The organism is Pseudomonas delhiensis (assembly GCF_900187975.1).
GTDB lineage: Bacteria > Pseudomonadota > Gammaproteobacteria > Pseudomonadales > Pseudomonadaceae > Pseudomonas > Pseudomonas delhiensis.
This window is the reverse complement of record NZ_FZPC01000041.1, coordinates 16,804-30,796: the sequence shown is the minus strand read 5'-3', so window position 1 is coordinate 30,796 and position 13,993 is coordinate 16,804. Positions and strand designations below refer to the sequence as shown.

At 70.7% G+C, this 13,993-nt stretch carries 11 protein-coding genes and 1 pseudogene; 7 read left to right on the top strand and 5 right to left on the bottom strand.

The features are described 5' to 3' along the window. Nucleotides 1-62 precede the first annotated feature (62 nt). Nucleotides 63-506, top strand: coding sequence for a MarR family winged helix-turn-helix transcriptional regulator (locus CHC02_RS27085; RefSeq protein ID WP_089394484.1), 444 nt, complete (start codon nt 63-65; stop codon nt 504-506). Here the strand turns inward: CHC02_RS27085 and CHC02_RS27080 are convergent. After that, complete coding sequence (locus CHC02_RS27080; protein ID WP_089394483.1) at nt 494-1,141, bottom strand: hypothetical protein; 648 nt, start codon at nt 1,139-1,141, stop codon at nt 494-496. The genes CHC02_RS27085 and CHC02_RS27080 overlap by 13 nt on opposite strands. A 145-nt stretch (nt 1,142-1,286) precedes the next feature. Between CHC02_RS27080 and CHC02_RS27075 the strand changes: the two genes are divergently transcribed. From CHC02_RS27075 to CHC02_RS27065, 3 genes are read left to right on the top strand one after another with little or no spacing between them, the layout of a single operon-like run. Then, entirely contained in the window at nt 1,287-1,898 is a 612-nt protein-coding gene (locus CHC02_RS27075) for a LysE family translocator (protein ID WP_089394505.1), read from the top strand. Continuing rightward, entirely contained in the window at nt 1,895-3,088 is a 1,194-nt protein-coding gene (locus tag CHC02_RS27070; protein WP_089394482.1) for a benzoate/H(+) symporter BenE family transporter, read from the top strand. The genes CHC02_RS27075 and CHC02_RS27070 overlap by 4 nt, the downstream gene beginning before the upstream one ends. Before the next feature lie 44 nt (nt 3,089-3,132). Further along, on the top strand, nt 3,133-4,296 hold the full coding sequence (locus CHC02_RS27065; protein WP_089394481.1) for an AAA family ATPase: 1,164 nt from the start codon (nt 3,133-3,135) through the stop codon (nt 4,294-4,296). Between the two features lie 131 nt (nt 4,297-4,427). Here the strand turns inward: CHC02_RS27065 and CHC02_RS27060 are convergent, their stop codons facing one another. Beyond that, on the bottom strand, nt 4,428-5,318 hold the full coding sequence (locus CHC02_RS27060; RefSeq protein ID WP_089394480.1) for a bile acid:sodium symporter family protein: 891 nt from the start codon (nt 5,316-5,318) through the stop codon (nt 4,428-4,430). Nucleotides 5,319-5,553: 235 nt separating this feature from the next. On the opposite strand from CHC02_RS27060, the gene CHC02_RS27055 reads away from it, so the two are divergent. Next, nucleotides 5,554-8,286 (top strand): cation-transporting P-type ATPase, encoded by a 2,733-nt coding sequence (locus CHC02_RS27055; RefSeq protein WP_089394479.1) that lies wholly within the window; start codon nt 5,554-5,556, stop codon nt 8,284-8,286. Between the two features lie 106 nt (nt 8,287-8,392). Here CHC02_RS27055 and CHC02_RS27050 read toward each other — a convergent pair whose 3' ends face one another. After that, complete coding sequence (locus CHC02_RS27050; RefSeq protein WP_089394478.1) at nt 8,393-9,154, bottom strand: SDR family oxidoreductase; 762 nt, start codon at nt 9,152-9,154, stop codon at nt 8,393-8,395. 222 nt (nt 9,155-9,376) lie between these two features. Between CHC02_RS27050 and CHC02_RS27045 the strand changes: the two genes are divergently transcribed. Next, the gene (locus CHC02_RS27045; protein ID WP_089394477.1) at nt 9,377-10,381 is read left to right on the top strand and encodes an NADP-dependent oxidoreductase; all 1,005 of its coding nucleotides are present in this window, start codon (nt 9,377-9,379) and stop codon (nt 10,379-10,381) included. Nucleotides 10,382-10,710: 329 nt separating this feature from the next. Then, nucleotides 10,711-12,426 (top strand): SulP family inorganic anion transporter, encoded by a 1,716-nt coding sequence (locus CHC02_RS27040; protein WP_089394476.1) that lies wholly within the window; start codon nt 10,711-10,713, stop codon nt 12,424-12,426. A gap of 252 nt (nt 12,427-12,678) precedes the next feature. Here the strand turns inward: CHC02_RS27040 and CHC02_RS31025 are convergent, their stop codons facing one another. Both CHC02_RS31025 and CHC02_RS31020 read right to left on the bottom strand, forming a co-directional pair. Beyond that, nucleotides 12,679-13,392 carry a methyl-accepting chemotaxis protein gene (locus CHC02_RS31025; RefSeq protein WP_425262421.1) on the bottom strand — a complete coding sequence of 238 codons (714 nt, stop codon included), beginning with the start codon at nt 13,390-13,392 and terminating at the stop codon, nt 12,679-12,681. 144 nt (nt 13,393-13,536) lie between these two features. After that, nucleotides 13,537-13,731, bottom strand: a pseudogene (locus CHC02_RS31020) (HAMP domain-containing protein); the annotation flags it as partial. Between the last annotated feature and the right edge of the window lie 262 nt (nt 13,732-13,993).

The following is a 13,993-nucleotide window of genomic DNA, read 5'->3' as shown; positions in this document are numbered from 1 at the left end:
GGCAGGAGCAAATGAGTCAAACTGGTTGACCGAAGCTACGACGGCCGAACGGATACGTCAATATGCCTGACCTTCTGCCCTCCGACACCTGGTCGGAAGCCATGCAAGCCTTTTACTTCAGCTACCGGGCGTTCACCGCCAAGCCGGACGAGATTCTCGGCCGCCGCGGCCTGGGCCGGGTGCACCACCGCATCCTGTTCTTCGTCGCGCGCAAGAGCGGGTTGAGCGTGAAGGAGCTGCTGGCCACCCTGGGCGTGAGCAAGCAGGCGCTGAACATGCCGCTGCGGCAGCTGCAGGAGATGCAGCTGATCCGCAGCGAAGCCTCGCCGACCGACAAGCGCAAGCGCCTGCTCAGCCTCACCGCCGAGGGCGCCAGGCTGGAGCGGGCCCTGCGCAACGAGCAGGCGCGCCTGCTGCAGCGCGCCTTCGCCGAGGCCGGCGAAGAGGCGGTGCACGGCTGGCTGGCGGTCAACCAGGCCCTGGCGCAGCCGCTTCAGGACGCCTGAGCGCCGCCCTCCAGCTCCCGCGCGCCGCGCAGGAACATCAGCGCCAGCGGCAGCAGCGCCGCGGCGGCCAGCAGGGTGCCGGGGATGAACAGCAGGATGCTAGCCATGCACACGCCCGAGAGCACGTCGAGCCAGCCCAGCACCTTCACCGAGGGGTACGGCAGGCCGATCTTCAGCACCCGCACGCCATACCACAGGCCCACCAGGCCGCTGGGCAGGAACAGCGCCATGAAGCCGGCCAGGGCCGCGTTGGGCGTGCCGTCGAGCTGGGCGTCGAAGACCACCGCGTAGGCCTGGATGACCAGCGCCAGGCCGATGGACAGCCACAGCGGCCAGGCCATGCCGCGGGCGCCGAAGCGGTCGACCAGGAACTGCGTGGCGCGCCAGCTGAGGTAGCAGCCCAGCAGCGTGCAGAGCACGCCCAGCCACAGGCTGTAGCTGTCCAGGGCGTCGCCGCGCCCTGTGCCGCCGAGGAACGACAGGCCGAACAGCACGCCCTGCGCCAGCAGCAGCGCCAGGCTCAGCCAGGCCAGCAGGCGCAGGTGGCCGGGGCTCCAGCGGCCGCCGGCGAGGCTGGCCGGGGTGCGCGCCTCGATCAGCTCGACCTTGGGCGCGGCATAGGGGTTGTGGTCCATGGCGGGACTCCACGACTGCAACCTGCCCACCATATCCACAGCAGGCCGGCCGCGCCACTGTACGGGCCGATCCGCCCCTGGCTGTTACGCGACAGCCCGCGGGGCCGGGGTTAGGCTGCGGAAAAACCACAAGATGCGTGCCGCCATGCCCCTCGAACTCCTGGCCGCCTTCCTCGGCTTCGCCTTCGTCACCTCCATCACGCCCGGGCCCAACAACATGATGCTGCTGGCCTCCGGGGTAAACTTCGGCGTGCGCCGCACCCTGCCGCACATGCTCGGCATCAGCATCGGCTTCCTGCTGCTGGTGGTCGCCGTGGGCCTGGGGCTGGACCAGCTGTTCCACGCCTTCCCCCTCACCTACCAGGTGCTGCGCTACCTGGGCGCGGCCTACCTGCTGTACCTGGCCTGGGGCATCGCCCGCGCCGGCGCCCCGCAGGCCAACGGGCGCGGCACCGGCAAGCCGTTCAGCTTCCTGCAGGCGGCGGCCTTCCAGTGGGTCAACCCCAAGGCCTGGATCATGGCCATCGGCGCCATCACCACCTATACCCCGCAGCAGGGCTTCGCCGGCAACGTGCTGCTGATCGCCGTGCTGTTCGCCGTGGTCAACCTGCCCAGCGTCGGCGTCTGGACCGTGCTCGGCAGCTTCCTGCGGCACTGGCTGGAGCAGCCGGCGCGGCGCCGCGCGTTCAATATCGGCATGGCCCTGCTGCTGGTAGCCTCCCTCTACCCCCTGTTCGTGGACATCGCCCCCGCATGACCGACTCGACCAGCGCACGCCTGCGCCCCTTCGCCGACTCCTCCCCCGCCGCCGTGGTGGCCGGCTTCGTCGCCATGCTCACCGGCTACACCAGCTCGCTGGTGCTGATGTTCCAGGCCGGCCAGGCCGCCGGGCTGAGCAACGCGCAGATATCCTCGTGGATCTGGGCGCTGTCCATCGGCATGGCCCTGACCACCATCGGCCTGACCCTGCGCTACCGCACGCCCATCGTCATCGCCTGGTCCACCCCCGGCGCCGCGCTGCTGATCAGCAGCCTGCCGGGCGTGCCCTATGCCGAGGCCATCGGCGCCTTCATCGTCTGCGCCGGGCTGATCACCCTGTGCGGCGTCACCGGCAGCTTCGACCGCCTGATGCGCCAGGTGCCCGGCTCGCTGGCCGCGGCGCTGCTGGCCGGGGTGCTGTTCCGCATCTGCATCGAGATCTGCCGCGCCGCCGAGCAGCAGACGCTGCTGGTGGTGGCGATGTTCCTCGCCTACCTGCTGGCCAAGCGCCTGTCGCCGCGCTACGCGGTGTTCGTCGCGCTGCTGGTGGGCGTGGCCCTGGCCGGGGCGCTGGGCCTGCTGAACTTCAGCCACTTCCAGCTGGAGCTGGCCAGGCCGGTGTGGACCACGCCCAGCTTCTCCCTGGCCGCCACCATCAGCATCGGCATCCCGCTGTTCATCGTCGCCATGGCCTCGCAGAACATGCCCGGCCTGGCCGTGCTGCGCGCCGACGGCTACCAGGTGCCGGCCTCGCCGCTGATCTCCAGCACCGGCATCGCCTCGCTGCTGCTGGCGCCGTTCGGCTCCCACGGCATCAACCTGGCGGCCATCAGCGCGGCCATCTGCACCGGCCCCGAGGCCCACGAGAACCCGCACAAGCGCTACACCGCGGCGCTCTGGTGCGGCGTCTTCTATGGCGTGGCGGGCATCTTCGGCGCCACCCTGGCGGCGCTGTTCGCCGCCTTGCCCAAGGCGCTGGTGCTGTCCATCGCCGCCCTGGCGCTGCTCGGCTCCATCACCAACGGCCTGAGCAACGCCATGGCCGAGGCCCGCCAGCGCGAGGCGGCCATGGTCACCTTCCTGGTCACCGCCTCGGGCTTCACCCTGTTCTCCGTGGGCTCGGCCTTCTGGGGCCTGGTGGCGGGCCTGGCCACGCAACTGCTGCTGAACTGGCGCCGCGCGCCCTGAGCTCTGCTAGCATCGGGCGTTCGCCACACAGCGGGAACGCCCTGATGCTGCACACCCTGGCCGTCGCCAACTATCGCTCGATCAACAGCCTGGTGCTGCCCCTGGGCCGGCTGAACCTGATCACCGGCGCCAACGGCAGCGGCAAGTCCAACCTCTACCGCGCCCTGCGCCTGCTGGCCGAGACCGCCCAGGGCGGCGTGGTCAACGCCCTGGCCCGCGAGGGCGGGCTGGAATCGACCTTCTGGGCCGGCCCGGAAACCCTCTCGCGGCGCATGCGCAAGGGCGAGGTGGAAGTCCAGGGCGGCCCGCGCAAGGACGTGGTGCGCCTGCGCCTGGGCTTCGCCGGCGAGGACTTCGGCTACGCCATCGCCCTGGGCCTGCCGCCGCCCCCGCTGGTGAGCGCCTTCGGCCTGGACCCGGAGATCAAGCGCGAATGCATCTGGGCCGGCCCGGTATACCGCCCGGCCTCGCTGCTGGTGGACCGCAACGGCCCCATGGTGCGCCTGCGCGAGGGCCGCAGCTGGGCAGTGAAGGCGCAGCACCTGCCGACCTTCGACAGCCTGTTCGCCCAGATCGGCAACGACCCGCAGTGCCCGGAAGTCTTCCGCCTGCGCGAGCGCATCCGCGGCTGGCGCTTCTACGACCACTTCCGCAGCGACGCCGAGGCCCCGGCGCGCCTGCCCCAGCTCGGCACCCGCACGCCGGTGCTGCACCACGACGGCCGCGACCTGGCCGCGGCGCTGCAGACCATCCGCGAGATCGGCGACGCCGAGGCGCTGGACGCGGCCATCGCCGACGCCTTCCCCGGCGCACGCCTGGACATCGACTTCCAGAGCGGCGGGCGCTTCGCCGTGCAGCTGCTGCAGCACGGCCTGCTGCGCCCGCTGAGCGGCACCGAGCTGTCCGACGGCACCCTGCGCTACCTGCTGCTGGTGGCCGCCCTGCTCACCCCGCGGCCGCCATCGCTGATGGTGCTGAACGAGCCGGAGACCAGCCTGCACCCGGACCTGCTGCCGGCCCTGGGACGCCTGATCGTCCGCGCCTCGGAACACACCCAGGTGTGGGTGGTGTCCCATGCGGCGCGGCTGATCGCCACCCTGGAGGAACACCCGCAGTGCAACGCCATCCACCTGGAGAAGGAGCTGGGGCAGACGCGGATTCGTGGCCAGGGGATGTTCGACGAGCCGGCTTGGCATTGGCCGGATTGAGGGTACGGGGAAGCTCCCGGTAACGGCGGTTTACGGCTTGGCCACGTTCCCTCTCCCCAGCCCTCTAGAGGGCTGGGGAGAGGGAGCGGACTCAACCCCGAACGCCAAAACCTCCGGCGAACGGCTCTCCCTCAAACCACCGCCCCCGTCGCCACCTCCTTCTTCACCCCGCGGCTGACCCACCAGCCGAACGCCCCCGCCGTGAAGAACATCAGCACCCCGTAGATCGCCGCCGGAATCGCCATGGTGTGGTTGTTCAGCAGCATCGGGCTCAGGGCCAGGGCGATGGCCAGGGTGCCGTTGTGGATGCCGATCTCCATGCCGATGGCGATCGACTGCGGGCGCGACAGCCTCAGCAGGCGCGGCACCCAGTAGCCCACGGCGAGGCTGGCCAGGTTGAAGCACAGCGCCGCCGCGCCCACCACCGGGGCGTAGGTGACGAAGGTCTGCCAGTCCTTGCTCACGGCGATGACGATGATCACCGCCAGCAGCAGCGCCGAGAGAATCTTCACCGGCTTCTCCAGGGCCGCCGCCAGCGCCGGCGCCAGGCGCCGCACCAGCATGCCGATGGCCACCGGGCCGAGGACGATGACGAACACCTGCAGCACCTTGCCGAACTGCAGCGGGATGGCCTGGCCCTCGTCCATGAAGTAGACCAGCGACAGGTTGACGATCAGCGGCATGGTGAAGATGGCGATCACCGAGTTCACCGCCGTCAGGGTGATGTTCAGCGCCACGTCGCCATGGGCCAGGTGGCTGTAGAGGTTGGCCGTGGTGCCGCCGGGGGATGCGGCCAGCAGCATCATGCCCACCGCCAGCGCCGCCTCCAGGGCGAAGCCGAGGGTGATGAAGAAGCAGGCCAGCGGCAGCAGGACGATCTGGCACACCAGGCCGATGAGCACCGGCCTGGGGTAGCGCACGACGCGGGCGAAGTCGGCCAGGGTCAGGGACAGCCCGAGGCCGAGCATGATGATGCCCAGGGCCACGGGCAGGAACAGGGTGAGCAAGGGGCTGGCGGTCATCGTTGTGGTTCTCCTGCAGCACGCGAAGGGGCGGTCTGACGCCGCCGTAGGCCGATTCTTCCTACCAGTGTGGCCTTTGTAACTGTCCCTGCCGGCCAAAAGCGCTTCCTGCTGTAACAGAATGCAAAACACTGGGCGCACGCCGGTCGCCTGCGCTGTTCCAGGTCAAGCCCGTACGGCGCGCGCCTGTCCATGCTGTAGCCCATCCCTGCCCTCCCCTCGACAGGAGCCCTGCATGAGCCGACGCCGCGTTCCCCACTCCGACGCCAGCGCCACACCCTGGCACAGCCTCGCCGGCGACGAGGTCCAGGCCCGCCTGCGCAGCGGCCCCGCCGGCCTCGACGAGGCCGAGGTGCAGAGCCGCCGCCAGCAGTACGGCGAGAACCGCCTGGCGCCGCCGCGCCGGCGCGGCCCGCTGCTGCGCCTGCTGCTGCAGTTCCACAACATCCTGCTCTACGTGATGCTCGCCGCCGCGCTGGTCACCGCGCTGCTCGGCCACTGGGTGGACACCGCCGTGCTGCTCGGCGCGGTGCTGATCAACGCGGTGATCGGCTTCATCCAGGAAGGCAAGGCCGAATCGGCGCTGGACGCCATCCGCGGCATGCTCTCCTCCACCGCCACCGTGGTGCGCCAGGGCAAGCGCCAGCAGATCGACGCCGCCGCCCTGGTCCCCGGAGACCTGGTGCTGCTGGCCTCCGGCGACCGCGTGCCGGCCGACCTGCGCCTGCTCGGCGGCAAGGAGCTGCGCGTCGACGAGGCGGCGCTGACCGGCGAATCCCTGCCGGTGGAAAAGAACGCCCAGGCGGTGGCCGCCGACGCGCCCCTGGGCGACCGCTACGGCATGGCCTACTCCGGCACCCTGGTGGTCTACGGCCAGGCCCGCGGGCTGGTGGTGGGCACCGGGGCGGACACCGAGCTCGGGCGCATCAACCAGATGCTCAGCAGCGTGGAGAACCTGACCACCCCGCTGCTGCGGCAGATCGACCGCTTCGGCCGCATCCTGGCCATGGTCATCCTCGGCATCGGCGCCCTGGTGTTCCTGCTCGGCACCCTGTGGCTGGGCGAGACGCCGGAACAGATGTTCATGATGGTGGTGGCCCTGGTGGCCTCGGCCATCCCCGAGGGGCTGCCGGCGATCATGACCGTGACCCTGGCCCTGGGCGTGCAGCGCATGGCCCGCCAGCGCGCCATCGTGCGGCGCCTGCCGGCGGTGGAGACGCTGGGCTCGGTGACGGTGATCTGCTCGGACAAGACCGGCACCCTGACCTGCAACGAGATGACCGTGCAGCGCCTGGTCTGCGCCGAGCGGGTGTACGAGGTGGAAGGCGTCGGCTACGTCCCCGTGGGCGGCTTCAGCGTCGACGGCCGCGCAGTGCAGCCCGACGCGCAGCCGGCGCTGCTGCGGGCGATCCGCGCCGGGGTGCTGTGCAACGACGCCCAGCTGCGCGAGGATGGCGGCCAGTGGAGCATCGAGGGCGACCCCACCGAAGGCGCGCTACTGGTGCTCGGCGCCAAGGCCGGGCTGCCCCAGGAGGCCTGCGCGCAGGACTGGCCGCGGCTGGACAGCATCCCCTTCGAGTCGCAGCACCGCTTCATGGCCAGCAGCCACCAGGACGCCGGGGGCCGCCCGTGGATACTGGTCAAGGGCGCGCCGGAGCGCATCCTGGAGATGTGCTCGACGCAGCTCACCGACGCCGGCGAGGCGCCGCTGGACCCGGACTACTGGCGGCGCATGGCCACCGACACCGCCGCCCGCGGCCTGCGCCTGCTGGCCCTGGCCGCGCGGCCGGCGGCGCCGCGGGGCGCGCAGCTGGGCTTCGAGGACGTCGCCGAGGGCTTCACCCTGCTGGCCCTGGTGGGCCTGATCGACCCGCCACGGGCCGAGGCCATCGCCGCCGTGGCGCACTGCCAGCAGGCCGGCATCCGCGTCAAGATGATCACCGGCGACCACGCCGAGACCGCCCGCGCCATCGGCGCCCGCCTGGGCATCGGCGTCGGCCTGCCGGCGGTGACCGGCGCCGAGGTGGCGCTGATGGACGACGCCGAGCTGCGCCGCGTGGCCCTGGACGTGGACGTCTTCGCCCGCGCCAGCCCCGAGCACAAGCTGCGCCTGGTGCAGGCCCTGCAGGAGGACGGCCAGGTGGTGGCGATGACCGGCGACGGCGTCAACGACGCCCCGGCGCTCAAGCGCGCCGAGGTCGGCGTGGCCATGGGCCGCAAGGGCACCGAGGCGGCGCGAGAGGCCGCCGACGTGGTGCTGGCCGACGACAACTTCGCCAGCATCGCCAGCGCCGTGCGCGAGGGCCGCGCGGTCTACGACAACCTGAAGAAGTTCATCCTGTTCATGCTGCCGACCAACGGCGGCGAGGCGCTGGTGGTGATCGCCGCGCTCTTCCTCGGCCTGGGCCTGCCGCTGACGCCGGCGCAGGTGCTGTGGATCAACATGGTCACCTCCAGCACCCTGGGCCTGGCCCTGGCCTTCGAGCCGGCCGAGCGCGACATCATGCGCCGCCGCCCGCGGCCGCCGGGCAACGCCCTGCTCTCCGGGTTCTTCGTCTGGCGCGTGCTGATGGTGGCGCTGCTGATGATGCTCGGCGCCTTCGGCCTGTTCCTCTGGGAGCTGCAGCGCGGCACCGGTATCGACTCGGCGCGGACCATGGCGGTCAACGCGGTGGTGGTGGGAGAGATGTTCTACCTGATCAACAGCCGCTCGATCTTCGGCCCGGTACTCAGCCGCGAGGGGCTGTTCGGCAACCACTGGGTGCTGCTGGCCATCGCCGCGTGCATCCCGCTGCAGCTGGCCTTCACCTACGCGCCCTGGATGCAGGAGCTCTTCGGCTCCACCGACCTCAGCCCGGCCGAGTGGCTGCGGGTGCTGGGCGCGGGGCTGCTGGTGTTCATCGGCGCCGAGCTGGAGAAGTGGGTGATCCGCCGCAGCGGACTGGCGGCGCGATTGGCGGAACGCTGAAAGGTGGTTTCGCCGGGGACGGCGGATAACGCCCGGGGCGTTATTCGCCCTACGCCACCGTCCCGTCGGGCGGATAACCGTGAACGGTCATCCGCCGCTGCCCGGCTCAGAGCGCGGTGTGGCCGCCATCCACCGGCAGCGCGATGCCGGTGGTGAAGCCGGCGTTGTCGCTGCACAGGTAGAGCACCGCCGCGGCGATCTCCTCGACCTTGCCGACGCGGCCCACCGGGTGCATGGCGGCGGCGAACTCGGCCTTCTTCGGGTCGGCCTCGTAGGCGCGGCGGAACATGTCGGTGTCGATCACCGCCGGGCATACGGCGTTGATGCGCACCTTCTTCTTCGCGTATTCGACGGCCGCCGACTTGGTCAGGCCGATCACCGCGTGCTTGGAGGCGGCGTAGATGCTCATCTTCGGCGCCGCGCCCAGGCCGGCCACCGAGGCGGTGTTGACGATGGCGCCGCCGCCCTGGGCGAGCATCACCGGGATCTGGTGCTTCATGCACAGCCAGACGCCCTTGACGTTGACGCCCATGATGGCGTCGAACTCGCTTTCCTTGCCGTCGGCCAGCTTGCCCTGCTCGATCTCGATGCCGGCGTTGTTGAAGGCGTAGTCCAGGCGGCCATAGGCCTCCACGGTGGCGGCCACCAGCGCCTCGACCTCGGCGTCGCGGGTCACGTCGCAGCGGATGAAGCGCGCCTGCCCACCCGCGGCGCGGATCAGCTCGGCGGTGGCTTCGCCGCCGGCGGCGTCGAGGTCGGCGACCACCACCTTGATGCCCTCGCGGGCGAAAGCCTGGGCGGTGGCGCGGCCGATGCCGGCGGCGGCGCCGGTGACCAGGGCGACCTGGCCGGAAAGCAGCTGACTCATGGACAGTCCTCGAACGGATGGAGAATCGTCCGAGTCTAGCCAGCCCCACGCGCGGGCACAGCACTATCAGGCCGCTGTAGCTGGCACTATCCGTAATGGTGATGAAGCGGCCAGGAAAGAATCATCGCCATGGATAGCCCGGCATTCTCGCGGTCGGTTGCAGCTTGCCTAGGCCCGCGGCGCGGACTATCCCTAGGACTTCCCCTCCGTGAGAGCATCGCCATGACCGCCCCGCTCAACCGCCAGTTCGTGCTCGCCCAGCGCCCCCAGGGCGCCATCGACCAGGACACCTTCCGCTACCAGGAAACCCCGCTCGGCGAGCCCGGCCCCGGCCAGGTGCTGGTGCGCAACCTGTACCTGTCGCTGGACCCGGCCATGCGCGGCTGGCTCAACGACGCCAAGTCCTACATCCCCCCGGTGGGCGTCGGCGAGGTGATGCGCGCCCTCGGCGTGGGCCAGGTGGTGGCCTCGAACCACCCGGCCTTCGTCGTCGGCGACCACGTCAACGGCGCCCTCGGCGTGCAGGACTACTTCCTCGGCGAGCCCAGGGGCTTCTACAAGATCGACGCCAACCGCGCGCCGCTGCCGCTGTACCTCTCGGCCCTGGGCATGACCGGCATGACCGCCTACTTCGGCCTGCTCGACGTCGGCCTGCCCAAGGCCGGCGAGACCGTGGTGGTTTCCGCCGCGGCCGGCGCGGTGGGCAGCGTGGTCGGGCAGATCGCCAGGATCAAGGGCTGCACCGTGATCGGCATCGCCGGCGGCGAGGACAAGTGCCGCTACCTGGTGCAGGAACTGGGCTTCGACGGCGCCGTCGACTACAAGAACGAGGACATCGCCATGGGCCTCAAGCGCAGCTGCCCCAACGGCATCGACGTGTTCTTCGACAACGTCGGCGGCGACATCCTCGACGCCTGCCTGGCGCGCCTGGCGCCCAGGGCGCGCATCGTGATCTGCGGCGCCATCAGCCAGTACAACAACAAGCAGGCGGTGAAGGGCCCGGCCAACTACCTGTCGCTGCTGGTCAACCGCGCCCGCATGGAGGGCATGGTGGTAATGGACTACGTCAGCCGCTACCCCGAGGCCATGCGCGAGATGGCCGGCTGGCTGGCCGAGGGCAAGCTGAAGTCGAAGGAAGACATAGTCGAGGGCCTGCAGACCTTCCCGCAGACGCTGCTCAAACTGTTCAAGGGCGAGAACTTCGGCAAGCTCATCCTCAAGCTCTGAAGGCCCACCGTAGGGCGCATAACGCCCCGGGCGTTATGCGCCCTACGGTACTGAACCATGTGGCACCCTGTAGGAGCGCCCCCTGGGCGCGAATCGCGGGCAGGGCCCGCTCCTACAGGTGCAAGAGAAACGCTGACGTAGGATGGGTTGAGCGAAGCGATACCCATCACCAGCACCGCATGGGTTTCGCTCAACCCATCCTACGAAAAGCATCCCGGCGCCATCCTTCTCGAAATCCTTCGTCCTCCTACGCCAGGCACTGACGCCGGGCAAGCCGCGGCCCTACACTGCGGCTAAGCTTCAGCCCCGACGTTTCACGGAAGACACCCATGCCCCTCACCCGCTGGCTGCCCGGCCTGGACAACCTGCTGCACTACCGCGCCGTCTGGCTGCGCCCGGACATGCTCGCCGGCCTGTCGGTGGCCGCCATCCAGATCCCCACCGCCATCGCCTACGCCCAGATCATCGGCTTCCCGGCCCAGGTCGGGCTCTACGCCTGCATCCTGCCGATGCTGATCTACGCCCTGGTGGGCAGCTCCAGGCAGCTGATGGTGGGCCCCGACGCCGCCACCGCGGCCATGGTCGCGGCGGCCATCACGCCGCTGGCGGCGGGCGATCCGCAGCGCCTGCTGCAGCTGTCGATGATAGTCGCGGTGATGGTCGGGCTGCTGTCCATCGTCGGCGGCCTGGTGCGCGCGGGCTTCGTCGCCAGCTTCCTGTCGCGGCCGACCCTGGTGGGCTACCTCAACGGCATCGGCCTGAGCCTGATCGCCGGCCAGTTGGGCAAGCTGCTGGGCTACCACACCGAGACCAGCGGCTTCCTCGCCGGCCTGCTGGCGCTGCTGCGCAACCTCGGCAGTACCCACCTGCCGACGCTGGCCCTGGGCGTGGCCACCCTGCTGCTGATGATCCTGCTGCCACGGCGCTACCCGAAGGTCCCCGGCGCCCTGGTGGGCGTGCTCTTCGCCACCCTGGCCAGCGTGGCGCTGGGCCTGGACCGCTACGGCGTCGCCCTGCTCGGCGCGGTGCCCCAGGGCCTGCCGGAGCTGAGCTGGCCGCGCACCAGCGTGCAGGAGATGGGCAACCTGTTCCGCGACGCCCTGGGCATCACCATCGTCAGCTTCTGCAGCGCCATGCTCACCGCCCGCAGCTTCGCCGCGCGCCACGGCTACAGCATCGACGCCAGCCGCGAGATGATCGCCCTGGGGGTGGCCAATATCGGCGCCGGGGTGTCCCAGGGCTTCGTCATCAGCGGCGCCGACTCGCGCACCGCGGTCAACGACATGGTCGGCGGCCAGACGCAGTTGGTCGGCGTGGTCGCGGCGCTGGTCATCGGCCTGGCCCTGGTGCTGTTCAGCGCCCCGCTGGGCTGGATCCCCATGCCCGCCCTGGGCGCGGTGCTGCTGATGGCCGGCTGGGGGCTGATCGACTTCAGCGCGCTCAAGGGCTTCTGGCGCCTGTCGCGCTTCGAGTTCGGCCTGTGCCTGCTGACCACCGTCGGGGTGCTCAGCGTCGGCGTGCTGCCGGGCATCTTCGTGGCCATCGTCATCGCCCTGCTGCGCCTGCTGTACCTGACCTACCGGCCGAGCGACGCGGTGCTCGGCTGGGTCCACGGCATCGACGGCCAGGTGGAACTGAGCCACTACCCGCAGGCGCACACCCTGCCGGGCCTGGTGATCTACCGCTTCGACGCGCCGCTGCTGTTCTTCAACGCCGACTACTTCAAGCAGCGCCTGCTGCAGGTGGTGGCGCAGACCAAGGCGCCGCGCGCCGTGCTGCTCAACGCCGAGGGCGTGCTGAACCTGGACGTCAGCGGCCTGACGGTGCTGCGCGAGGTGCAGCAGACCCTGGCGGCGCAGGACGTGCACCTGTCCCTGGCGCGGGTGCCGCGGGAAACCCTGGCGATGATGGAGCGCTCCGGCCAGCTGGGCGAGCTGAAGCCGCCGCTGGTGTTCAGCTCGGTGCGCGCCGGGGTGAACGCCTACCGGCGCTGGTACAAGCGCCAGCAGGAAAGCACGCAGTCCCCGGCGACGCAGGGCGAATAACCGTTCGCGGTTATCCGCCGCCGTCCGTGCGGCCAGGGTGTCCGGCGTGGCCGGTGAATCCAGTCGCGGACGGAGTCCGCTCCTACGTCCGTGCGTCCTGGAACCGTAGGAGCGGACCTTGTCCGCGATAGCCGGACGTATCGGCGCGATTCGCGGATGAGATCCGCTCCTACGCCGCTCCACCCACACCATTCCCCTGTAGGAGCGCGCCCTGCGCGCGATTCGCGGGCAGGGCCCGCTCCTACAGGCTGCCTACAGGCGGAACTGCCCCACCACCCCCTGCAGGTCGCGGCTGAGCTGCGCCAGCTCGACGCTGGAGGACGCCGTGGACTCCATGGCCTGGGCCGACTCGTCGGCGATGCCGCGGATGCTGGTGACGCTGCGGTTGATCTCCTCGGCCACCGCGCTCTGCTGCTCGGAGGCCGCGGCGATCTGCTGGTTCATCTGGTGGATCACCGCCACCGCCGCGGCGATCTCGCCCAGCGCGGTCTCGGTCTGCTCGGCGTCGCCGACGCTCTTCTCCACCAGCTGGTGGCTGTGCTGCATGTGCTGCACCGAGGCCTGGGCGCCGCTCTGCAGCGCGCCGATGAGCTTCTCGATCTCCGCCGTGGACTGCTGGGTGCGCCGCGCCAGGGCGCGCACCTCGTCGGCCACCACGGCGAAGCCGCGGCCCTGCTCGCCGGCCCGCGCCGCCTCGATGGCGGCGTTGAGCGCCAGCAGGTTGGTCTGCTCGGCCACCGCCTTGATCACGTCGAGCACGCTGCCGATGTTCTGGCTCTCGCGGCCCAGGTCGTGGATGCTGGCGGAGGCCTCGCGCACCGCCTCGGCCAGCTCGGAGATGCGCCCGAGGGTGCGCCGCACCACCTGCTGGCCGCTGGCCACGGTGCCGTCCGCCTGCTCGGCGGAGTGCGCCGCGGCCTCGGCGTTGCGCGCCACCTCGTGGACGGTGGCGGCCATCTGGTTCATCGCCGTGGCCACCTGGTCGGTCTCGGCCTTCTGGCTGTTGACGCCGCTCTGGGTGCGCTCGGTGACGCCGGACAACGCCTGTGCCGAGGAGGTGATGCGGCCGACGCCGTCGTGCAGGCGGCCGACGATGCCGCGCAGGCTCTGGGCCATGGCGTCCACCGCGGCCATCAGCTGGCCCACCTCGTCCTTGCGCTCGACGCGGATGGTCTGGCTCAGGTCGCCCTCGGCGATGCGGCTGGCCATGCCGATCACCTGGCGCAGCGGGCGCACGATCAGCAGGCTGATCAGCAGCGCGGCCAGGGTGCCGACCAGCAGCGCCAGTGCCGCCGAACCGAGCATGGCGCCCACGCTGCCGTGCAGCACGCCGGCCATGGCCGCCTGCTGCGCGGCGTAGGAGGCGTCCACCTGCTGCATCATCTCTTCGGCGCGCTGCGACATCTCGCGGTGCGCCTGCTGTTCCTTGGCCAGGCCGGCGGAGTAGTCGCCGAGGTTGTTGCCGAAGCCGTCGATGTTGGTGGCCACGTCCTTGATCACCGAGACGTAGGCCGGGTCGGTGATCGCCGCCTGCAGCTGCTTCGACAGCTCCAGGGCCTCGTCGGCG

What these genes read in the sequence shown, in the direction of transcription:
- CHC02_RS27050 (WP_089394478.1), bottom strand. Translation starts at nt 9,154, where the DNA reads ATGAGTCAGCTGCTTTCCGGCCAGGTCGCCCTGGTCACCGGCGCCGCC.
- CHC02_RS31025 (WP_425262421.1), bottom strand. Translation starts at nt 13,392, where the DNA reads ATGAACCAGATGGCCGCCACCGTCCACGAGGTGGCGCGCAACGCCGAG.
- CHC02_RS27075 (WP_089394505.1), top strand. Translation starts at nt 1,287, where the DNA reads ATGCCCCTCGAACTCCTGGCCGCCTTCCTCGGCTTCGCCTTCGTCACC.
- CHC02_RS27040 (WP_089394476.1), top strand. Translation starts at nt 10,711, where the DNA reads ATGCCCCTCACCCGCTGGCTGCCCGGCCTGGACAACCTGCTGCACTAC.
- CHC02_RS27065 (WP_089394481.1), top strand. Translation starts at nt 3,133, where the DNA reads ATGCTGCACACCCTGGCCGTCGCCAACTATCGCTCGATCAACAGCCTG.
- CHC02_RS27060 (WP_089394480.1), bottom strand. Translation starts at nt 5,318, where the DNA reads ATGACCGCCAGCCCCTTGCTCACCCTGTTCCTGCCCGTGGCCCTGGGC.
- CHC02_RS27085 (WP_089394484.1), top strand. Translation starts at nt 63, where the DNA reads ATGCCTGACCTTCTGCCCTCCGACACCTGGTCGGAAGCCATGCAAGCC.
- CHC02_RS27070 (WP_089394482.1), top strand. Translation starts at nt 1,895, where the DNA reads ATGACCGACTCGACCAGCGCACGCCTGCGCCCCTTCGCCGACTCCTCC.
- CHC02_RS27055 (WP_089394479.1), top strand. Translation starts at nt 5,554, where the DNA reads ATGAGCCGACGCCGCGTTCCCCACTCCGACGCCAGCGCCACACCCTGG.
- CHC02_RS27045 (WP_089394477.1), top strand. Translation starts at nt 9,377, where the DNA reads ATGACCGCCCCGCTCAACCGCCAGTTCGTGCTCGCCCAGCGCCCCCAG.
- CHC02_RS27080 (WP_089394483.1), bottom strand. Translation starts at nt 1,141, where the DNA reads ATGGACCACAACCCCTATGCCGCGCCCAAGGTCGAGCTGATCGAGGCG.